At 41.2% G+C, this 20,282-nt stretch carries 18 protein-coding genes; 10 read left to right on the top strand and 8 right to left on the bottom strand.

The genetic code is table 11. From position 1 onward, the window contains the following. Nucleotides 1-257 precede the first annotated feature (257 nt). Both MOJ78_RS11375 and MOJ78_RS11370 read left to right on the top strand, forming a co-directional pair. Nucleotides 258-2,015 (top strand): Rieske (2Fe-2S) protein, encoded by a 1,758-nt coding sequence (locus MOJ78_RS11375; protein ID WP_370529814.1) that lies wholly within the window; start codon nt 258-260, stop codon nt 2,013-2,015. Nucleotides 2,016-2,229: 214 nt separating this feature from the next. Beyond that, nucleotides 2,230-2,577, top strand: a complete 348-nt coding sequence (locus MOJ78_RS11370) for a hypothetical protein (protein ID WP_304977461.1) — start codon at nt 2,230-2,232, stop codon at nt 2,575-2,577. A gap of 311 nt (nt 2,578-2,888) precedes the next feature. On the opposite strand, the gene MOJ78_RS11365 is transcribed toward MOJ78_RS11370, so the two are convergent. The 6 genes from MOJ78_RS11365 to MOJ78_RS11340 all read right to left on the bottom strand — a co-directional run bounded on the left by MOJ78_RS11365 (nt 2,889) and on the right by MOJ78_RS11340 (nt 7,700). After that, nucleotides 2,889-3,185 (bottom strand): ferredoxin family protein, encoded by a 297-nt coding sequence (locus MOJ78_RS11365; protein WP_304977460.1) that lies wholly within the window; start codon nt 3,183-3,185, stop codon nt 2,889-2,891. Beyond that, a complete protein-coding gene (locus tag MOJ78_RS11360) occupies nt 3,185-4,480 on the bottom strand; it encodes an FAD-dependent oxidoreductase (protein ID WP_304977459.1) in 1,296 nt (431 codons plus the stop codon). The genes MOJ78_RS11365 and MOJ78_RS11360 overlap by 1 nt, the downstream gene beginning before the upstream one ends. After that, complete coding sequence (locus MOJ78_RS11355) at nt 4,464-5,498, bottom strand: electron transfer flavoprotein subunit alpha/FixB family protein (RefSeq protein ID WP_304977458.1); 1,035 nt, start codon at nt 5,496-5,498, stop codon at nt 4,464-4,466. The genes MOJ78_RS11360 and MOJ78_RS11355 overlap by 17 nt, the downstream gene beginning before the upstream one ends. Further along, the gene (locus tag MOJ78_RS11350; RefSeq protein WP_304977457.1) at nt 5,495-6,325 is read right to left on the bottom strand and encodes an electron transfer flavoprotein subunit beta/FixA family protein; all 831 of its coding nucleotides are present in this window, start codon (nt 6,323-6,325) and stop codon (nt 5,495-5,497) included. The genes MOJ78_RS11355 and MOJ78_RS11350 overlap by 4 nt, the downstream gene beginning before the upstream one ends. 348 nt (nt 6,326-6,673) lie before the next feature. Beyond that, on the bottom strand, nt 6,674-7,024 hold the full coding sequence (locus tag MOJ78_RS11345; RefSeq protein ID WP_304977456.1) for a hypothetical protein: 351 nt from the start codon (nt 7,022-7,024) through the stop codon (nt 6,674-6,676). A 256-nt stretch (nt 7,025-7,280) separates the two neighbouring features. Further along, a complete protein-coding gene (locus MOJ78_RS11340; protein WP_304977455.1) occupies nt 7,281-7,700 on the bottom strand; it encodes a universal stress protein in 420 nt (139 codons plus the stop codon). 293 nt (nt 7,701-7,993) lie between these two features. On the opposite strand from MOJ78_RS11340, the gene MOJ78_RS11335 reads away from it, so the two are divergent. From MOJ78_RS11335 to MOJ78_RS11305, 7 genes are all read left to right on the top strand, one after another. After that, complete coding sequence (locus tag MOJ78_RS11335) at nt 7,994-9,445, top strand: SulP family inorganic anion transporter (RefSeq protein WP_304977454.1); 1,452 nt, start codon at nt 7,994-7,996, stop codon at nt 9,443-9,445. A 199-nt stretch (nt 9,446-9,644) separates the two neighbouring features. Then, the gene (locus tag MOJ78_RS11330; RefSeq protein WP_304981240.1) at nt 9,645-9,812 is read left to right on the top strand and encodes a helix-turn-helix domain-containing protein; all 168 of its coding nucleotides are present in this window, start codon (nt 9,645-9,647) and stop codon (nt 9,810-9,812) included. Nucleotides 9,813-9,933: 121 nt separating this feature from the next. Next, nucleotides 9,934-11,595, top strand: coding sequence for a ribonuclease J1 (gene rnjA / locus MOJ78_RS11325; RefSeq protein WP_304977453.1), 1,662 nt, complete (start codon nt 9,934-9,936; stop codon nt 11,593-11,595). Between the two features lie 8 nt (nt 11,596-11,603). Beyond that, on the top strand, nt 11,604-13,202 hold the full coding sequence (locus MOJ78_RS11320; RefSeq protein ID WP_304977452.1) for a peptide chain release factor 3: 1,599 nt from the start codon (nt 11,604-11,606) through the stop codon (nt 13,200-13,202). Between the two features lie 219 nt (nt 13,203-13,421). Next, complete coding sequence (locus MOJ78_RS11315) at nt 13,422-13,733, top strand: DUF4212 domain-containing protein (RefSeq protein WP_304977451.1); 312 nt, start codon at nt 13,422-13,424, stop codon at nt 13,731-13,733. After that, nucleotides 13,730-15,415 carry a sodium:solute symporter family protein gene (locus MOJ78_RS11310; protein ID WP_304977450.1) on the top strand — a complete coding sequence of 562 codons (1,686 nt, stop codon included), beginning with the start codon at nt 13,730-13,732 and terminating at the stop codon, nt 15,413-15,415. Before MOJ78_RS11315 ends, MOJ78_RS11310 begins: the two co-directional genes overlap by 4 nt. Nucleotides 15,416-15,543: 128 nt before the next feature. Next, the gene (locus MOJ78_RS11305) at nt 15,544-15,966 is read left to right on the top strand and encodes a hypothetical protein (protein ID WP_304977449.1); all 423 of its coding nucleotides are present in this window, start codon (nt 15,544-15,546) and stop codon (nt 15,964-15,966) included. Nucleotides 15,967-16,022: 56 nt separating this feature from the next. Here the strand turns inward: MOJ78_RS11305 and helD are convergent, their stop codons facing one another. Then, the gene (gene helD, locus MOJ78_RS11300) at nt 16,023-18,362 is read right to left on the bottom strand and encodes an RNA polymerase recycling motor HelD (RefSeq protein ID WP_304977448.1); all 2,340 of its coding nucleotides are present in this window, start codon (nt 18,360-18,362) and stop codon (nt 16,023-16,025) included. A gap of 349 nt (nt 18,363-18,711) precedes the next feature. On the opposite strand from helD, the gene MOJ78_RS11295 reads away from it, so the two are divergent. Further along, complete coding sequence (locus tag MOJ78_RS11295; protein WP_370529708.1) at nt 18,712-18,996, top strand: DUF3817 domain-containing protein; 285 nt, start codon at nt 18,712-18,714, stop codon at nt 18,994-18,996. A 57-nt stretch (nt 18,997-19,053) separates the two neighbouring features. On the opposite strand, the gene MOJ78_RS11290 is transcribed toward MOJ78_RS11295, so the two are convergent. Then, nucleotides 19,054-20,244: an MFS transporter gene (locus MOJ78_RS11290; protein ID WP_304977447.1), complete on the bottom strand. Its 1,191-nt coding sequence runs from the start codon at nt 20,242-20,244 to the stop codon at nt 19,054-19,056. Nucleotides 20,245-20,282: the final 38 nt, after the last annotated feature.

Raw genomic sequence — 20,282 nt, 5'->3', positions numbered from 1 at the left:
ACTGTGACCAACAAATATAGATAAAAGACTCCTTTGCGCGGTGTCTTTTTCATTACAGGATAGTTGTTAATTCACAATAAAAACACTCACCTTTCGTATCCATCCCCGACTGATAAAATGGGATATCAGACTTTTGGATGAGAAAAGATTCTACGAATGAAGGATTCTCTATTCTTTTCAATAATATAGAATTTTAATTGATACTCCCCTTCTATTATGGGGAAAATATTGTTGGGAGAGTGATAATTTTGACTGAGATGGTTTACGTAGGTTCACTTGATGCCCTGAAAGATGAGGGTGCCAAGGTTATTAAAGGCGGTAGTCATGCAATTGCAGTATTTGTACATGAAAATCAGGTCTATGCTGTCGATAATCGTTGCCCGCATATGGGTTTCCCTCTGCACACCGGGAGTTTATGTGATGGAATCCTGACGTGCCACTGGCATCATGCTCGTTTTGATGTGAAAAGCGGTGGAACATTGGATCCGTGGGCAGATGACGTCCCTACCTACCCTGTTGACATTAATGAAGGTGAGGTTTGGGTTTATCCCGTCCCTTACAATAAGGTTACAGTCGAAAAACTAACGCGACGTTTACGGGAAGGTCTTGAGCAAAGTTTAAGTCTTGTAATCGCCAAAGCTGTTGTAGGATTAATAGAGGCTGGTTTTCCTGTGGCTGAAATCGCAAAGATCGGTGTTGAATTCGGAACGACCCATCGTCAAAGCGGCTGGCGTTCGGGTTTGACTATCCTATCTGCAATGACGAATGTACTTCCTAAATTAGATAAAACCGGTCAAATTTTAGCGTTGTTCCAAGGACTCGTTCATGTTGCCAGAGAAAGTTCAGGGATGGGTACACGATTTTTACTAGGGGCACTTCCTCCTAACACCGATGAAATGAAAGCACAATCATTCGAGCAATTATCTGAATGGTATCGCCATTGTGTAGAGGTTCGTGATTCACAGGGTGCAGAGCGAGTATTGTTAACCGCAGTTGAATCCGATTTCTCGAACGAGCAGCTTGCAAATATGATGATGACAGCGATTACGGATCACTTTTATGTAAACACAGGTCATTCACTCGATTTTCATAATAAAGCATTTGAGATAATTGATCAGATCGGTATTGAGCACCGTCCTTTTGTTTTATCTTCATTACTGCCTGGCATTGGTGATATATCGCGTAGTGAGGAATCCCATAGCTGGCAATCACCGGTGAACTTGGTCAACCCATTGATGGCAGCGTTTGAGAAACTACCCGAAATTCTTTCATCTGCCTCTTCTGAAGGAACCGTCGAATTGGATGAAGCCGCATTAGTTGAGCAAATTTTATCGGATGATGTGCTGATAACTGTCGATTCGATGTTGGAAGCACTTAAAACCGGTATCTCCCCTGCTCGATTAGCACAGCTCGTAGCATTGGCAGCTGCAGAAAGGATTGCCCGTTTTCATGTGCAGAATGATTTCAGTGATTGGATTACTGTCCTTCACACGTTTACCCATGCACATGCCGTCCACGAGTCATTACGTCGATCGACAACACCCGAATTAACTCGGGCCGTCTTCCATGGTGCGATGAGTGTCTATTTGGATCGGTTTCTAAATACACCTTCTGCACGAAGACCAGAGCCTGTTGATGTAGAAGCTGAACCAAAGGATCCTTCTGAATTGTTGATTATGATGAACCAACAACAGCAAGTCGCAGAATCTGCAAGATGGGTCGTGAACTATCTTGCGCGCGGCGGTGATAAAAGAGATCTGTTTAATACGCTGGGTCACGCTTTACTTAGGGAGGATGCCGAGTTTCATTCGTTCCAAATGTATGAAGCAGCGATGGCTGAACACGATCATTGGGAAAAAGAGCACTCTGAACTTGGAAATCGAGCACAGGAGACATTGATTCTTGCTGCAACCCGGTATCTGGCTGGTCATGCTCCCACTGCTCGCGAACTTCCACACACAGCACGGATTGCGATGCGCCTCCACCGTGGGGAAAAATTATTTGAGGATGAATAATTGCCGGAAAAGGTGAAGCACCTGGGTACTAAAGCTAGACATTCATTCGAGACACCTTTCATATGAACGTAGCCGCTTGATTGATTTCAAGCGGTATTTATTTTTCGAGAAAATTCAAAAAAAAAAATATCTTATCTGGTACACCTACATATACTGGTATAAACCTTATGTAATTTTATTGGTACAGGTTCTAATTTTATAAGGAGTGATGCTCATGAGGGAAATCCCTAACTTTAATGAGTTTTATCAGCGGTCTCTCGTACTAATTGGTGAGGCGGATCGATTGTGTGTAGTTGAGAACACATCAGAAAAAGAGCATATTGAAAAATTTACGCACTGGTTGTTCACTCTTGAAGGGTTCGAAGCCGAAAAGGCGACTGGCAGATATGATTGGAATGTTTCCGTATATCCGTCGAAAAGCTGTGGTGGTTTCGACTATAAACATCCGTTTTTGGTGTCTGATGCATTCCAAAGTATTCATGAAGCGATTGATTTTGTGAAAGAGTTGGAATTGAAAGCAAAAGGAGATATGTTTTGCACGGTTGCCGCTATATCTGAATAGAAAGAAAATCGAATAGATTCATTCGATTCTCTTTTTAGACGTTTATGTGAAAGAATGTACATACAAAAAAACTCAAAAAATCATCATTTAAACTTCGAATTGTACCCCACCTCCTTCATTTTAACTCCTTAAGTCTCAGTTTTTTTGAATAAAGTGAACTTCAGAGTAAAAACCCCTATTTTAACGTTGGATACTCACCCCTTAACACTTAGATGATAGTAAAATAGGCCTAATTCCTTTCATGAAAAAAGTGGCCGACCTCAAATCGAGTCAGCCACTCCCTATTAGTATTAGCTCACAATAAAAAAACTTTACCCTAACCTGAAAACGATTCCGTGCCCGCCTTTCGGATAAACCCAGTCGATATTTTCGTGTGGGCATCCGATCCGACAACTGCCGCATTCATGACAGCCTTCGTACCCGATATGCATCCGGATGTCTTCCCATTTGTAGATTTCTGCTGGACAGAAAATTGTACATATTTTATCGGGACAACTCGTCAGACAAATATCCGTATCCTTTACATGAAGATGGGATTTCGTATCGGCATTGAAACGGACGAGATACTGTTTCTCTTCAATTGATTGCCCTTTCTTCTCCTCACTCATTATTTCATCACCCTCCAAGCTCGATAAGCATCACGAGCAATTTTGATTTTCTCCCTGGCTGGACCGATGTCTCTCCAAATTTTCTTTTGCTTCTCCCATTTTGACGATCCATCCACAGTGAACATTTGACTTGCAGCGCGGTTCATCATCGGAATATATTGATCAAAGTATTGAGGGAATTTATCAAAATGATGGGTAGAATCCTTGTATTTCTTCATATCCTGGCCGACAAAGCTCTGCATTAACTTTACACGGTAGCGATCCAACATTGGCTCGGAAAAATCGTTTGCCTGCTTGGCTAAATGTATCGTTTCTGCTGCAATCCGTCCTGACGTCATTGCGAGGTTAGACCCTTCACGGTGTATCGCATTTACGAGTTGCGCCGCGTCCCCTACGACGATGACACCATTCCCGACAACCTTCCCCATCGATTTATAGCCGCCTTCAGGAATCAGGTGTGCCAAATACTCCTGTTGTTCACTCCCTTGAAGGTATGGTCGGATCATCGGGTGGTTTTTTACGTATTCAAGTAATTCATATGGTTTTATCTTATGCTTGATCAGTCCAGAAAGTAACGTACCGACCCCGATGCTTAATGTGTCTTTGTTCGTATATAAAAAACCCGTTCCGAGAATACCCTTTGTTGCGTCACCGAACAGTTCGATCGTACATCCTTGATTTGGTTCAAGGTTAAAACGTTCTTCTATCGTTTTTTTATCAAGCTTTACAATTTCCATCGTGGCGAGTGCTACTTCGTCCGGGCGGTATTCTTTATGAAAGCCGAGCGATTTCGCAAGCAGTGAGTTGACGCCATCTGCTAAAACGACTACATCTGCATATATATCTCCATCCGGGCGGTCTGTTCGTACTCCTACAACTCTTCCATCTTCAACGATACACTGTGTCACAACCGTTTCATTGACCAGGACCGCCCCCTGCTCAACAGCCTTAGAAGCGAACCACTGATCGAATTTCGCCCGTAATACGGTAAAGTTGTTATAAGGCTCCTGCCCCCATTCCATCCCTTTATAACCGAATGTAACCGCGGATTCCTTATCCATCATCATAAACCGTTGTTCAACAATTGGACGTTCTAGAGGGGCTTCTTTATAAAATCCAGGGATTACGTCCTCCATCATTTTACGATATAAAACGCCTCCCATAACGTTTTTTGATCCTGGATATTCACCTCGCTCCAAAAGTAAAACGCTAGCGCCACCCTTCGCTAACTCAAGCGCACAGGATATTCCTGCTGGACCTGCCCCGACGACGACACAATCAAACTTTTCCGGCATGCTTGACCTCCTCTCCAGCCATAGCTTGTTTAAATTGTTCAATGAGTAATGGTATGATTTCAAATGCATCCCCGACAATTCCATAATGACACGCTTCGAAAATTGCAGCGTTTGGATCTTTGTTGATCGCTATGATCAGACTGGAGTTCCGCATCCCTACAAGGTGCTGGATTGCGCCAGATATTCCAACTGCAAAATAGATCTTCGGCGTAACGGTTACGCCGGTTTGACCAACCTGATGATGATGCTCGATCCAGCCAGCCTCAACTACATCGCGACTTGCACCTACCGCCCCACCGAGCGTTTCGGCTAAGTGGTGGATGAGCACGAATCCTTCTGAACTCCCTAAGCCTTTACCGCCTGCGACAATGATATCTGCTTCATCAATCCGAACTTTTTTTGTTGTTGCCTTCACGATCTCAAGCACTTTTGTTCGGATATCGCTCTCATCTAATTGTATGTTCTCTTCAATTAATTCTCCGGTTCGACCAGGCTCCGGTATGGGTGACTTCATCACCTTAGGACGTACCGTTGCCATTTGTGGTCGGTATTTTTTACATAAAATCGTTGCCATGATGTTACCGCCGAACGCAGGACGGCTGGCAAGCAGCAACCCGGAATCCTCCTCAACATCAAGCTCCGTCGTATCTGCAGTCAAGCCGGTTGGAAGGTCGGTTGCGACAGCACTCGCCAGATCTTTCCCTGTTGAAGTCGCACCATATAAAATGATTTCCGGCTTGTGTTTTTCACAACAGTGGAGTAAGGCCTTCATAAACGATTCCGTCCGATAATCCTTAAAAATGGGTTGATCATAGACATAAACGGTATCTGCCCCATTTTCGAATATAACACTTGATAAGCTTGTAACATTTTCTCCAATCAGAACTCCGGCAAGGCCACATCCCCGTTTATCTGCAAGACGTCGACCAGCTCCCAATAACTCAAGGGATACTTGAGCAATGTTCCTATCGTTTTCTTCAATGAACACCCAAACACCGCTGTATTCCTCAAAGTTCATTCAGCTCCCCCCTTCACTTCGAATAGTTCCTTCTTTTCGAGAATGACGGAAAGCAGTTGGTTGACTTGCTCTGCAGGCTTTCCTTCAAGCATTTTCCCACCCTCTGGCTTTGGTGGTGCCCAAACCTTTGCCACAATGGTTGGGGATCCTTTTAATCCGAGCTGTTTAATGTCGACATCTTCCAAATCAGCGACACCCCAAATATGTGGTTCATAACGAGTAGCCTTCAGCATATTCGGAAAGGTTGAATATGGAACATCATTGATTTCCTTTTCAACCGAAAGTAGGCACGGCAACGAGGATTGAATGACTTCATGGCCGTCCTCAATTTTTCGATGAACGATGATGTATCCATCCTCCGTATTCACTTCTTCGACTTTTTTTACAGATGTAAGTGGTGGGATATCCAGTCGTCTCGCGATACCGGGGCCAACTTGTCCGGTATCACCGTCAATCGTCATCTTTCCGCAGATGACAAGATCCACTGGTGTGATTTGCGAAATTTTATCTATTGCTTTTGTCAGCGCATAGCTCGTTGCTAGTGTATCCGCACCGGCAAATTTACGGTCTGAAATCATATATCCTTCATCTGCTCCGATTTCGATACACTTTTTAATCGCTTTTACTGCAGGTGGTGGCCCCATCGTCAGGACAGAAACGATCCCCCCATACCGATTACGAATGCGAACAGCTTCTTCGACGGCATGAGCATCATATGGATTTAAAATTGCTGGTGCGCTGGCACGATCCATGGTGTTCGTTTTCGGGTTCATCTTGATGATTTTCGTATCAGGCACTTGCTTAATGCAAGCGACGATATGCAGCATTTCACTCTCTCCTTTACTACGGAAATCGTTTTTTTGTTGGTACTAAATACCGGAAATATATTAGATTTTCTCATTACTATTACTATATTAACTAGGGTGCCATTAAATGCGGATTTTAGGAGATTTAAAGAACTCGACTCATATGTAAATAAGTAGATTAAGTAAAGAAAACTTGGCTAGCGCCAAGCCTTAGTGTAGGCGATCGCCTTAGTTGCACTTATACTTGGGACGCAAACCTTTCTCCAAAGTCGGTAATTCTTCTTGCTGAAAAATTATGCTTTCCTAACGTGTAAAAAAAGGCATTCCAGATTCTGAATTATTTACTGGAATGCCCTTATGGTTTTGCTATTAAAATCCGTCAAACTGAGGGGAGAATGGTATTGCTAACCTGTTTTCCACGATTCGAAGTCTCTGATTCAATCTATTGAGTCGACCGGTATGGCGACTCACGGTTTGATCTAGACGATTCACATCTCGTCTAAGTTGGTTGACTTGTCGTTCAAGCTGGTTGACCCTTCGCTCTAGTTGGCGAATCTGTGGCTGGCGGTCTGGATCAAACTCTTGTTGAGTAATTGATTCACCATGTTGATGAAAGATTGGGTGGTTAAAGCCTTGCTGATCATAGATGTCGTAATGTTGTGTTTCAGAAAATTCTTCTCCACCTTGTGCATACCCGTTAAAAAAGTTATTTGGGTACATCACTGCATTCCTCCGATCTGTTTACTATTATCCCTGCAGATGGTCTAGTTTACGTCATTTAAACTGGGAAGGGCACGGCATTTACACACTCCAACTGAAAATTATCCTGTTCGAAAACTTCTTTAAATCTGTAAAGTCAAAATAAAAAAGCTAAGACAGGAAAATACTTTCCCTCTTAGCTATACATTACGCTTCAAATTCAAGTTGTTCATAGCAAGGGTTTGAAGCGGAACGGACCAAATAGTCATTATGGAGATTATTTCACAATCATCACTGGACAATTCGCCCTTTTTGCGACCTTATGGCTTACACTTCCGAGTACCATTTCTTGAAAGGAATTCAAGCCTCTGCTTCCAATAACAACTAAATCATAACCTTTTTCATTCGCGAATTTTACAATGGTTGGACCGGGTTCCCCTTTTAGAATCTTACTTTCATAAGCGATATCATCTAGTGAAAAAAATTCTTCTGCTTTGTGTAGTTTTTTCTTCCTTTTTTCTTCAATCGCTTCTTTACCACCAGCGGATAAAACGTCTGACTTGGAGGAATCCCCGTCGACAACGTAAAGAATGGTTACCTTTGAATTGGAATTGGACTGGGCGATTCCCGCCGCTTTTTCAGCTGCCCTTAATGAATGTTCTGAGCCATCGGTTGCTAATAAAATTTTTGTAAACATAGGATCCTCCTTAAGCTGCCTCATCAAAGAAAGTTTATAACTTATGCTTCTAATTTTCTCACTATTTTTAATTTTTTACAATTGTAAGACTTTTTATGTTGTAAACATTTATCGCATATCATCAAAAAATGGAGCATTTAAACGAATCGAGTAGTAAATAAGGCAAGAACGCGTTTTCATGCGATTCTCAGCTTTTGGGAAATGATGTTATAATCCGTATGTTCACAACGGCCCCGACTTTCATGAGAGTTGAAAGTCATCAAAAAATACAACAAGAGAGGTGCATTATTGCTTTGAACGTACAAAACTTAAAACAGGAATGGTTTGGAAACATTCGCGGAGATATTCTTGCTGGTACAGTAGTTGCCCTTGCATTAATACCTGAAGCGATTGCTTTTTCAATAATCGCTGGTGTAGATCCGATGGTGGGTCTTTACGCGTCATTTTGTATTGCAGTCGTGATTGCTTTTATGGGAGGACGTCCAGGAATGATCTCCGCTGCTACTGGTGCTATGGCTCTGCTTATGGTTACACTTGTGGCGGATCATGGGCTTAAATACCTGTTAGCTACAACGATCTTGACAGGAATTATCCAAGTGTTAATGGGTGTTTTTAAGCTTGGGAAACTGATGAAATTTATACCGAAATCGGTTATGGTCGGCTTCGTTAATGCTCTTGCTATCCTAATCTTTATGGCGCAGCTTCAACACTTTGTAGGCGAAACGTGGATCATGTATGTAATGGTCGCAGGTGCACTAGCTATCATTTATCTTTTACCGAGATTTACGAAAGCAGTCCCTTCCCCACTTATTGCAATTATTGTGATCACGATTATCGCGGTTACTACGGGAGCCTCTGTACGAACAGTTGGTGACATGGGGGAATTAACACAAGCTTTGCCGATGTTCCTGATTCCCGAAATTCCATTGAACTTCGAAACACTAAAAATCATTTTTCCGTATGCGTTCGCATTGTCGATTGTCGGTTTGCTTGAATCATTTTTGACTGCACAAATCGTCGATGATATGACCGATACCGAAAGTGATAAAAATAAAGAAGCTAAAGGTCAAGGAACAGCGAACATTATTGCAGGATTCTTCGGGGGAATGGCTGGTTGTGCGATGATCGGACAGTCTGTCATTAATGTGAAATCTGGAGGACGTGGTCGTCTTTCAACGTTAGTAGCCGGAATCGTCCTGATGCTGCTCATTCTCGTCTTTAATGATCTATTAGTACAAATCCCGATGGCTGCCCTTGTCGGAGTCATGTTCATGGTATCGATCGGTACGTTTGATTGGTCATCACTGACAAGGTTGCATGTTATGCCAAAGACAGATGCGTCTGTCATGGTTGTAACGGTTGTTACCGTTGTCGTGACACACGATTTATCTAAAGGTGTCATTGCAGGCGTGATATTAAGTGCAATCTTCTTTGCTGCAAAGATATCCAAGGTTCACCTTAATAGTACAATAGATGAAGCAAGCAGCATGAAGACGTATCATGTACGAGGTCAATTGTTCTTCGCTTCCGTTACTGAATTCGTATCGAGATTTGATTTTAAAGATGAAGTTGATACAGTCGTTATCGACTTTACGCACGCACATTGCTGGGATGACTCAGCGGTCGGTGCCGTCGATAAGGTTGTACTGAAGTACAAAGAAAATGATAAGAATGTAAAAGTAATCGGACTTAATCCAGAAAGTCATACACTTATAAAAAAGTTAGCAGTGTACGATAAGCCTTAAACAAATCATTAACATTAAGGACTGACGTTGAATACGTTGGTCCTTTTTGTAATCGTGAATCAATTTTAAGTTAAATCATTTATAATCATTTATAACTCAATATTATGTGTTCCTTTTATACACGATTTAAATCTGTTATAATCGAGAATAGATTTCTATAGAGGAGCGATCTTTTGTGGATGATAAATATCCTGAAATCATGACAGTTTCACAGGTTGCCGAGTACTTGCAAATCAGCGAAGTGACAACCTATAAACTGGTTCAAGAAAACAAAATCCCTGGTTTTAAAATCGGTCGTCATTGGCGAGTGAAAAAAGATGATTTAGCTATTTTCATTGAAAAATTAAAGAACGGTGAAAGAATTTAATCAACCTAGTGACTCTTCGTGTTAGAAAATACAGGTGAACATGTTAACCTGCTGAAGCGGAGTCAACAAACGGAACAAAATAAACAAATCATAAACGAAACTAAATGACGGAGGTCTCCAAATGAAAAAAGCTTCCCCTATTAAGTTGTTTGCACTCGGTGGACTTGGTGAGATAGGGAAAAACATGTATGGACTGCAATATGAAAATGAAATGATTATAATTGATTGTGGAATCAAATTTCCCGATGAAGAATTACGTGGAATCGATTATGTCATTCCTGATTTTACGTACCTAGAAAAAAACAAACACCTTATCAAAGGTGTATTCATCACCCATGGACACGAGGATCACATCGGATCGATCCCCTTTCTATTAAAGCGTTTAAATGTACCTATCTACGGTGGGAAATTATCTGTCGGATTCATTAAAGCAAAACTCGAAGAACATAATTTACTTCGAAATGCAAAGCTGACAACTGTTGATGAACACTCTAGAATTGAATTTGACAATTTATCGGTACGGTTCGTTCGAACGAGTCACAGTATCCCAGATTCGTTTGCAATCAGTGTAACGACCCCGTATGGAAACATTGTGCATACTGGGGACTTCAAGTTTGATTTAACTCCTGAAGGCGGTTCTTATGATATCGGAAAAATCGCTGAAATTGGAAACGAAGGTGTTTTCTGTTTACTGTCAGATAGCACAAACAGTGAAATTCCTGGTTTTTCCTTATCTGAAGCAGCAGTAAAAGAAACATTGTTTGATATTGTTGATCATATTGATGGCAGGATTATTTTTGCAACGTTTGCATCAAACATCTACCGGTTGCAACAAGCCATTGAAGCTTCCATTGCTTTTAATCGTAAAGTAGCAGTGTTTGGCAGGAGCATGGAACGGTCTATTCGTATTGGCCGGGAGCTAGGATATATCCTAGCATCCGACGATACGTTCATCTCAGGACATGAATTAAACAAGTACCCTTCAAATCAAGTTACGATTTTATGTACAGGCAGTCAGGGTGAGCCTATGGCTGCATTGGGCCGAATTGCCAATGGGGTACATCGTCAGATTCAAGTCATACCTGGGGATACGGTAATCTTCTCCTCTTCTCCCATTCCTGGTAACGCAACGAAAGTATACAAGCTTATCGATCAACTTGAACGGATCGGGGCGAATGTCATACATAACAAAATGAGTGACATCCATACATCCGGACATGGAACCCAAGATGAACAGAAGTTGATGATACGTTTATTAAAGCCGAAAAATTTCGTGCCAATCCATGGGGAATATCGGATGCTCGTCCATCATGTAAAATCTGCGATCAACTGTGGTGTACACGAAGAAAATACCTTTATCTTAGATAACGGGGATATCCTCGAACTAAACAATGAGAGTGGAAAAGTAGCAGAATCATTTTCTGCTAATCCGGTCTATGTAGATGGAACTGGAATCGGTGATATCGGAAATATTGTCTTACGGGATCGTCGTCTTCTTTCGTTGTGTGGCACAGTCATTGTAACGGTTACGATTGATTCAAAAAGTGCACAGCTGCTATCTGGTCCAGCACTTGTCTCACGGGGATTTGTTTATATGAAAGAATCCGTCGAGTTATTAAGTGAAGCTGAACGGCTTGTTGAAAAGGAAGTTAAAGCTCTGTTGGACGAGGGTGTAACACAGTGGACGGACCTCAAGAAAAAAATATCTGATCTTCTCACCTCTTACTTTTTTGAACAAACAAAACGGAATCCGATGATCCTGCCCATTATTATGGAAGTTTAAGGGGCAGGATGATCAGTATACAGAAAGGCAATTACAATATGAAACGATCACAACTAGAAACGGAAATCAATAAACGAAAAACGTTTGCAATCATCTCTCATCCAGATGCAGGTAAAACCACCCTGACAGAAAAGATTTTATTTTTGAGTGGAGCCATCCGTTCTGCCGGTACGGTAAAATCACGGAAATCTGAAAAGTTTGCTACCTCAGACTGGATGGAAATGGAGAAACAACGCGGGATTTCGATTACATCAAGTGTCATGCAGTTTACGTACGATGGGTATAACATCAATATTCTCGATACCCCAGGTCACCAGGATTTCAGTGAGGATACGTACCGTACATTGATGGCTGTCGATAGTGTTGTCATGATCATAGATGCAGCCAAAGGGGTTGAAGCGCAAACGAAAAAGCTATTTAAAGTTTGCAGCGACCGTGGAATCCCCATCTTCACGTTTATTAACAAAATGGACCGACAAGGGCGGGATCCCTATGAACTTCTTGAAGATATTGAAGAAGTTCTTGGCATACAATCCTTTCCGATGAATTGGCCGATTGGAATGGGGACTACCTTCCAAGGAGTCTATGATCGGAATGGGCACAAGATCCATCTATATAATGAACAAAAAGAACATCAAACCTATACGTTAGAAAACGAAGATTTTACCAGCCACACATTAAAAGAATTGATTGACCCGGATCAACTATTTGAGCTGCAAGAGACCATTTCCCTTTTGAATGAAGCAGGAGATTCAATGGATTTAGAAGCTATTAAACAAGGTAAGCAAACTCCAGTATTCTTTGGAAGTGCAATATCGTCTTTCGGTATCCCCGCCTTTATGGAACATTTTCTGGAGCTAGCCCCTGAGCCACAAGGACGTGAGAGTAATAATGGCTATATTGCGCCATCTGAGCTAGATTTTTCGGGTATTGTTTTTAAAATTCAAGCGAACATGAACCCAGCCCATCGTGACCGGATTGCATTTATGAGAATATGTTCAGGTACGTTCAAAAAAGGAATGGACGCTTGGAACGACCGAACGCAAAAATCCGTCAAGTTAGCGCAGGGTCAACAGTTCTTTGCAGCATCAAGAGGAAATATTGATGAAGCTTACCCAGGAGATATCGTAGGATTGTATGATCCAGGTTTGTATCAAATCGGAGATACACTTTGCGGTACGAAAGATACGTTTTCTTACGGAAAGCTCCCTCAATTCCCGCCAGAGCATTTTGCAAAAGTTCGAGCAAAGAATGCGATGAAGCAAAAACATTTTTATAAAGGTGTTGCACAATTATCCGAAGAAGGTGCTATTCAAGTATATAAAACAGCTGCGATGGAAGAAACGATCATTGGTGTAGTAGGAGTCCTTCAATTCGAAGTATTCGAGAGTCGTTTAAAAAATGAATATGGAGTGGTTCTTGAAATTCAACCCCTCCCCCACACCTGTGCACGGTGGATATCGAACGATCAGTCTTTGAAAATTGAAAGTACAAATTACAAGGCTTATGATCAACAAGGAAATCCCTTAATTATATTTGAAAATGATTTTGCTTTAAGGTGGTTCCAAAACAAAAACCCAGATATTGAATTGTATGAAAAACGTTAAAAGGCAATCGATTCTCTTCGGAGATTCGATTGCTTTTTTAAATTGTGATTGCAGAACTATTTTATTCGAGGATCCAAAATATTCGACTTAATAAAATAAAATAGTTAACCACCTACATGCATATTATTAAACGAAAGGTGGTGATGTGGACAAAAAATGCAGCTATGTCCTTTACCGATTTCCCCCTGTCCTTGGAACATTTTCAGGAGGTGTAGAAAAATGGCTGGTCAGCAAGAAACAACTCGCAAACAGCAAGAATACTGGAAGAAAAACATTCGGTTGATTCGGACTCTTTTAGTCATTTGGGCGCTCGTGTCATTGGTTGCAGCCATCATCCTGGCAGTACCACTTAGTAAAGTGCAATTTTTTGGTGTTCCTCTCTCCTTTTGGTTTGCACAGCAAGGCTCTATTCTCATCTTTTTAATTTTAATCTTCTACTATGCAAAAAAAATGGATAAGCTTGACGAGGAGTACGATGTTCAAGAAGTCATCTTAACGAAAGATCCAAAGGATAAGGGGGTATCGACATGAGTGTTGAAGCCCTTACGTTAACGCTCGTTGTCCTTACGTTCGCAATCTACCTTTACATCGGTTGGCGGTCTAAGGTGAAGGATACGAGCAACTTCTTCGTCGCTGGGAACGAAATACCAGCCGTCGCAAACGGTGCAGCAATTGCGGCAGACTGGATGTCCGCAGCATCCTTCATTTCAATGGCGGGATTGATTTCCTTCCTTGGTTATGATGGCACGATCTACTTAATGGGATGGACTGGTGGCTATGTGCTCCTAGCGCTATTACTTGCTCCATACCTAAGAAAGTTTGGTCGTTATACGGTTCCCGATTTTATTGGAGATCGTTACTATTCTAATGGTGCACGTGCAGTCGCTGCGGTTGCGACACTGTTCATTTCCCTTACATACGTTGCGGGTCAAATGCGCGGTGTTGGGATCGTTTTCAGCCGATATTTACAGGTTGACATTGTTGTTGGAGTACTGATCGGAATGGCGATCGTTGCTTTTTTCGCTGTCCTTGGTGGTATGAAAGGAATAACGTGGACACAGGTTGTCCAGTATACAATTCTGATTGTTGCCTTCTTAATTCCGGCTATAGCTATTTCATTAAAGCTTACAGGTAACCCTGTTCCTCAACTGGCGCTCACTTTCGGTTCTATAGCAGAAGACTTAAGCAGGTTGCAGATTGAATTGGGACTGACTGAATACTTGGCACCGTTTCAGAATATGTCGGCCTTAAATGTATTTTGCGTTACGCTTGCTTTAATGATCGGAACAGCGGGTCTTCCTCACGTTATCATCCGTTTTTATACGGTGAAAAATGTTCGTGCCGCTCGATGGTCTGCTGGATGGGCTTTACTTTTCATTGCTCTACTCTACACAACAGCCCCTGCAATTGGCGTTTTTGCAAAATACAACTTAATTAATAGCTTTAACGATCAAACCCTTCAGGAAGCACGTCAAGAAGCTTGGGTTACAAAGTGGGAGGAAACTGGACTTCTGACCCTTGAGGATAAAGATGGTGACGGTGTTCTTTCGTTTACTGCTGATCCTGCAACGAACGAGGTCGTCATTGACCGTGACATTATTGTTCTTTCCACTCCTGAAGTAGCTGAACTCGCACCGATTGTAATCGCATTGGTAGCGGCGGGAGGTCTTGCAGCTGCGCTTTCTACAGCATCAGGATTGCTCCTTGCTATGTCGAGTGCCGTTTCCCATGATCTCTATTATCGGATATTCCGACCTGAAGCCGATGAAAAGCAGCGTTTAAAAGTAGGGCGTCTTATGATCCTTTTGGCTGTACTTGTCGCGGGTTATTTTGGCATTAATCCGCCTGGATTTGTCGGTGAGGTTGTGGCGTTTGCGTTCGGGTTGGCAGCAGCTAGCCTATTCCCGGCGATCTTACTCGGAATCTTTGATAAACGGATGAATCGAGAAGGCGCGATTTGGGGGATGTCGATCGGTTTGGCTTTTACAGTAGTGATGATCGTGCTTATGCGTTCGCCACAGATTTTCGGTACTGAAGCAGCTGTTGTGGAAAGCTTCTTCGGGATCAATGCACAAGGTATTGGCGTCATAGGTGCATTATTGAACTTTGTTGTTTCGTTTATCGTTTCAAGACGAACTGAAGCTCCACCTGAAGAAATTCAGCAAATGGTTGAAGATATCCGAGTACCAAAAGTACTGGACAAAACAAGTTAACGAAATCAATGTGTGTAAAAAGAGGTTGGAATTTTCACTCTTGTAAGTCCAACCTCTTTTGTTAGATGTAAAATTGGGTTGGACCGATGAAATGGTTCCAGCTCATTTACATAAAAAGGAGGTCGGAAATGACAGTTTTTTTCGGAATCGTTACTTTGGGTCTATATGTGTTTCAGCCCTATCTTGATTTGAAGGCTATTCGTAAAGCATTGGGTATTGCTCTTTTTCTTGAACTCTTTTACCTGATCGGACATTATTTTACAGATTGGCCATTTCCAGGACCGCAAATCATTTTTCAAATCATCATCGTCTCGTCTCTAGGTGTTGCCTTAGGTGTCATTTTTTCCCGTATTTGGCCACTCCCTCAAAGTAAAGGGATTGAACGGATCATGCGTACACTTTTGATCGTCATTCCAGCTCTTGGGTTAGGTGTTGGACTTCAGCTTATCCTTCAAGGCAACCATGCGACCCAAGCTGTTTATCTCATGTTTGCACTTTCTGCTTGGTTGGGCTCTGGTCATTTTATTAAAGAAATACCAAAAGAAGCGTAGTGCTTTGAGACGCACTACGCTTCTTTTCAATTTCGCTTCTCTAACAAAAGTCTAAGCTAAGTTAAACTATATTTTTCTTCGGATACATTGTCCATGAACGGACTTTTTTCACTAATCGAAAAAATGTGGAGCTCATGCATCGCTCTTGTACATGCTGTATAAAAAAGCTTACGTTCATACTCGCGACAATACTGTTCTTTTGATCCATTGTAAATAATTACCGCATCAAATTCGATTCCTTTTGCCAAATAGGCAGGAAGAATCAAAATCCCCTTCGTATAGGAATCAGTTTCATTCACCATGAGCTGGACCTTGGCTATATGTGAAAGATCATTAAATGCGTTGATAGACTCTTGAGCTGTCTTACAGATTATTGCAATCGTTGGATGATTATCATTCTTAAGAGATTGTAACCGTTGCATGATTTTTGAATGCAGAGACTGTTTGCCTTCAACAATAGTAATTGAGGGTTTCTGCCCATTTCGATTGAATGCTTCAATTCTTTCACCGCCGTCAATCAAGCCTTTGGTGAATTCGACAATTTGACGTGTTGAACGATAGCTCCGTGTCAGTGTGATCTTCTCCTGTTTTTCCAATTCGAATAAGGTGTTGTTCAAAAGTGTCGGGGCGTTCAGGGTATGAGCATAGATCGCTTGGTTGAGATCACCCAATATGGTCATTCTGCAATTCGGAAAGATTTGTTGAAGAAAGGCAAACTGGAATGGCGAATAATCCTGAGCCTCATCGATAAATAAATGACGTATCATTGTATTCGACTTTCTACCTTCGAGTTGATCTTGTAAATATAGATATGGAGTTGTATCTTCGTATAATAATCGATTATGAGATAAGTTCCTTAAAGAATGTTTGCAAATATCATTCCAATTCGATGGTATTGTCGGAAACGATAGGCTGTTCAACTCCCATTGTTCAAATAGCTGCTGATAAATTTTTGTCATATTGATAAATTTCAATTGCTTGATCGTTTTTTTGACTGGTCTAAAATATCTTTTCACGAGCTCCTTCGCTAGAAGTTCCTGTTCACGGTCTATATCATCAAACGTGTCCTCATTCCATCGCTTACCTTTCTGTAGTTTACTATAGGCTTCTAGATAATCCTCTTTCTCTAACAGTTCACATTCTTCAATTACCCAGTCTTTTTTCTGTTCGACGTGTTCGAACTTGGCGATTTCTTTTGATAACCATTCCGATACCAGCTGGATCCGATTCGGGATTGAAATCGATGGATCAAGAGAATAAAAATAATCGTGAACCTGTTCGGCTGAAATCAGCGTATCTCCTTTAAACGTAATTGAATTGAAAATTAGATTCTTTTGTGCAAGAGATTCGACATATCGATCGATAAGTTGCTTGAAATCAAGGCTAGCCTTATATTTAATTGCGTCCATTCTTGTTTTAAAATTTGGATCGTCCATAGAGGTAAGCAAATACTCCATTTGCTGAAACGGATCCTCAATTTCAAACTGTTTTTGGAGCCGGGTTTCAATGTATTTCTGAAATGTCGTTTGAATCATATTGTCTTCTCCTAATTCAGGAAGTACGGTAGCAACATAGCTATTAAAGAGATCGTTAGGAGAAAACAGCATAATATTTTCGGAATTCATTGTTTTACGATACCGGTAAAGTAAGTAAGCAATACGCTGAAGTGCAGCAGAGGTTTTGCCGCTTCCGGCAACTCCCTGTACAATAAGGAGCTTACTTTTTTCGTTTCGGATGATTTGGTTTTGTTCCTTTTGAATGGTGGCTACAATACTCTTCATTTTCGTATTGGCATTATTCCCGAGAACCTCTTGTAACAATTCATCTCCAACCGTTATATCCGTATCAAACATGCTGTTGATTCGTCCGTCTTGTATGATATATTGACGTTTTAATTCCATCTTTCCAGAAATCGTTCCTCCGGGTGTTTCATATTTCGCAAGACCTGGTGAATAATCGTAATACAAACTTGAAATCGGCGCTCGCCAATCATAGATGAGGAAATCCTCTTCCTTTTCATCCATTAATGAGGTAATTCCAAGATAAATAGGTTCAGATTTGCTGTGCTGATCCTCTTTGAAGTCGATACGTCCAAAATAAGGGGAGTATTTCAATCTGTTAAGATTTTTATGGTGGTTATAGGATTGACGATGGCTTCTTTCTCGCTCAGAAAGAAATTCGGCTTGCTGTCTGATGCTCGTGACTGTTTCTATCACTTCATCCGGATTATCGATGTTAATCTTGACGTCATCCCAAAAACTTTTACGTATTGAGACGATATCCTGTTTCAAACTACCGACATTAGTGCTAAGAGCAAGCATTTTTTTATTAATCAAACTAAGTATCAAGTCGATTCGCTGTTGTTCCTGTTTCCGTTCTTTATTATTTTCAGTCAAATAAAATCACTCCCCAAAAAATAGTTGACAATCAAAGGATTTTATTATAAGATTATAGTGGGTATTTTTATAGCCTTATAATATTTATGCACACAATAAGATATATGATAGCACAAATCCATTGTTGATACAATCTTAAAATTTTAACAAATATGAAGAGAACAGATAGCAGGTCTGTTCTCTTTTTTGCGTTCACAATGTTAATTTGTTGGTCCATAGTAGATCTGAAATTGTCATAAAACGGTTACACTTTAGGAAGTCTATCATCGTTAGGTCCTGTTATAATAAACCAAGTATATAAATATGCAAAGCTATTATTATATGTATAGTTTTAGGAGTTGAATTCATAATGAGAAACCCTCTTGCTATTTTTAAAATTGTAGGCTATTCAGAAGGGATATCTTTCCTCGTACTGTTAGGCATTGCCATGCCATTAAAATACATGCTGGATTACCCATTAGCAGTTACAGTTGTTGGATCGATTCACGGTGGATTGTTTGTCCTCTATGTAATGATGGTCGTCTATTTGAAATTCGCTTATAAGTGGAGTGTAACAAAGGCTTTACTCGGATTGATCGCTTCTGTCCTTCCGTTCGGTCCGTTTATATTTGATGCAAAACTAGTAAAAAGTTGAAGCATAAGTTTGATGTGTGAAAAGAGGGATGATCCGTGTCATCCCTCTTTCTTATCTTTATCCGATTGCTTCTTTTTGTCTTGTTTCATGTCCAGTATTTTTTGTCAGTACAATGTAAAGCAACATGGAAATAACTACAGAAACTGCTGACACCAGATAAATTTGACTATAACCGAACCATGAAGCGATGAAACCGAAGAAAATCGCTCCCGACCCTACTCCGAGGTCAAATGAAGAAAAGAATGTCGCATTCGCCATCCCTCTTCTATTCTTTGGTGCCTCCTGGACTGCCCATGCTTGCAAAGCCGGTTGGACGGCACCGAATCCGATACCGAAAAACATTGCAGCAGACAGTAGCATCCACTCATTTTCTAAAAACGATAAATCGATCATTGCTAGTAAAATGAGTAGGGTCCCAGGAATAAAGATCGCCCGATGACCCCTTTTATCGTACACCCTGCCTGCAAACGCACGGACAATCATGAGTGAAATGGCAAAAACGAAGAAATACCATTCTATTCCGCTCACGTGCTGTTGTTCAGCATAAAGTGGTAAAAACGATGTGATTCCACCGAATGTCATCGTGATGAAAAATAAAAGAACTGCGGGTACGAGTGCGGATTTTTCATAGATATCCCACTTCTTTTTTGGACCCGTTGATTTTTCACCTGGTGTGTAACGAATTAATGCTGCAATACCGAATGCAGCTAGTCCGGCAAATGCTGCAATCATAAATGTCCATGAAAAATCGAGTACTACGACGAGTATTAATCCTAATGCCGGTCCAAAAGCCATTGCTAGGTTACCAGCCAAACCGAAGTAGCCCATCCCTTCCCCTCTACGTTTTGCAGGAATAAGGTCTGTTGCAATTGTACCGACAGCAGTGGTTGACATCCCCCACCCTAATCCTTGGACGATCCTCATCAAAAATAAAAAAATGATACTCGAAGTAAAGGAATAAGTAGCTACTGAAATCACAAAAATAGCCAAGCCGGTAAGGTAGACAAACCGCCTTCCTAACGTTTCTAGCACATGGCCAGACCAAGGCCTGATAAGTAAAGCGGAAAAAGTAAAAATACCGACTACTAGCCCGATCAACTGGTTACTTCCACCAAGTTCGTTTACAAAAAGCGGAAGTGTTGGAAGGGTCATTTGAAAACCGGCAAAAATAAAAAAGTTCGAAATACATACGAATATAAAATCCCGAGTCCATATTTTATCCTTGGAAATCAAGGTTGTATTTTTCATACTGGAAGCCTTCTTTCTCCTTAGTAGCATTCACCTAT

It is taken from the genome of Alkalihalobacillus sp. AL-G, from assembly GCF_030643805.1.
GTDB lineage: Bacteria > Bacillota > Bacilli > Bacillales > Fictibacillaceae > Pseudalkalibacillus.
This window is presented reverse-complemented; position numbering and strand designations above follow the sequence as displayed.

Excerpts from the sequence above, each read along its gene's own strand:
- MOJ78_RS11375 (WP_370529814.1), top strand. The coding sequence starts at position 258 with ATGGTTTACGTAGGTTCACTTGATGCCCTGAAAGATGAGGGTGCCAAG.
- MOJ78_RS11370 (WP_304977461.1), top strand. The coding sequence starts at position 2,230 with ATGAGGGAAATCCCTAACTTTAATGAGTTTTATCAGCGGTCTCTCGTA.
- MOJ78_RS11365 (WP_304977460.1), bottom strand. The coding sequence starts at position 3,185 with ATGAGTGAGGAGAAGAAAGGGCAATCAATTGAAGAGAAACAGTATCTC.
- MOJ78_RS11360 (WP_304977459.1), bottom strand. The coding sequence starts at position 4,480 with ATGCCGGAAAAGTTTGATTGTGTCGTCGTCGGGGCAGGTCCAGCAGGA.
- MOJ78_RS11355 (WP_304977458.1), bottom strand. The coding sequence starts at position 5,498 with ATGAACTTTGAGGAATACAGCGGTGTTTGGGTGTTCATTGAAGAAAAC.
- MOJ78_RS11350 (WP_304977457.1), bottom strand. The coding sequence starts at position 6,325 with ATGCTGCATATCGTCGCTTGCATTAAGCAAGTGCCTGATACGAAAATC.
- MOJ78_RS11345 (WP_304977456.1), bottom strand. The coding sequence starts at position 7,024 with ATGTACCCAAATAACTTTTTTAACGGGTATGCACAAGGTGGAGAAGAA.
- MOJ78_RS11340 (WP_304977455.1), bottom strand. The coding sequence starts at position 7,700 with ATGTTTACAAAAATTTTATTAGCAACCGATGGCTCAGAACATTCATTA.
- MOJ78_RS11330 (WP_304981240.1), top strand. The coding sequence starts at position 9,645 with ATGACAGTTTCACAGGTTGCCGAGTACTTGCAAATCAGCGAAGTGACA.
- rnjA (WP_304977453.1), top strand. The coding sequence starts at position 9,934 with ATGAAAAAAGCTTCCCCTATTAAGTTGTTTGCACTCGGTGGACTTGGT.
- MOJ78_RS11320 (WP_304977452.1), top strand. The coding sequence starts at position 11,604 with ATGATCAGTATACAGAAAGGCAATTACAATATGAAACGATCACAACTA.
- MOJ78_RS11315 (WP_304977451.1), top strand. The coding sequence starts at position 13,422 with ATGGCTGGTCAGCAAGAAACAACTCGCAAACAGCAAGAATACTGGAAG.
- MOJ78_RS11310 (WP_304977450.1), top strand. The coding sequence starts at position 13,730 with ATGAGTGTTGAAGCCCTTACGTTAACGCTCGTTGTCCTTACGTTCGCA.
- MOJ78_RS11305 (WP_304977449.1), top strand. The coding sequence starts at position 15,544 with ATGACAGTTTTTTTCGGAATCGTTACTTTGGGTCTATATGTGTTTCAG.
- MOJ78_RS11295 (WP_370529708.1), top strand. The coding sequence starts at position 18,712 with ATGAGAAACCCTCTTGCTATTTTTAAAATTGTAGGCTATTCAGAAGGG.
- MOJ78_RS11290 (WP_304977447.1), bottom strand. The coding sequence starts at position 20,244 with ATGAAAAATACAACCTTGATTTCCAAGGATAAAATATGGACTCGGGAT.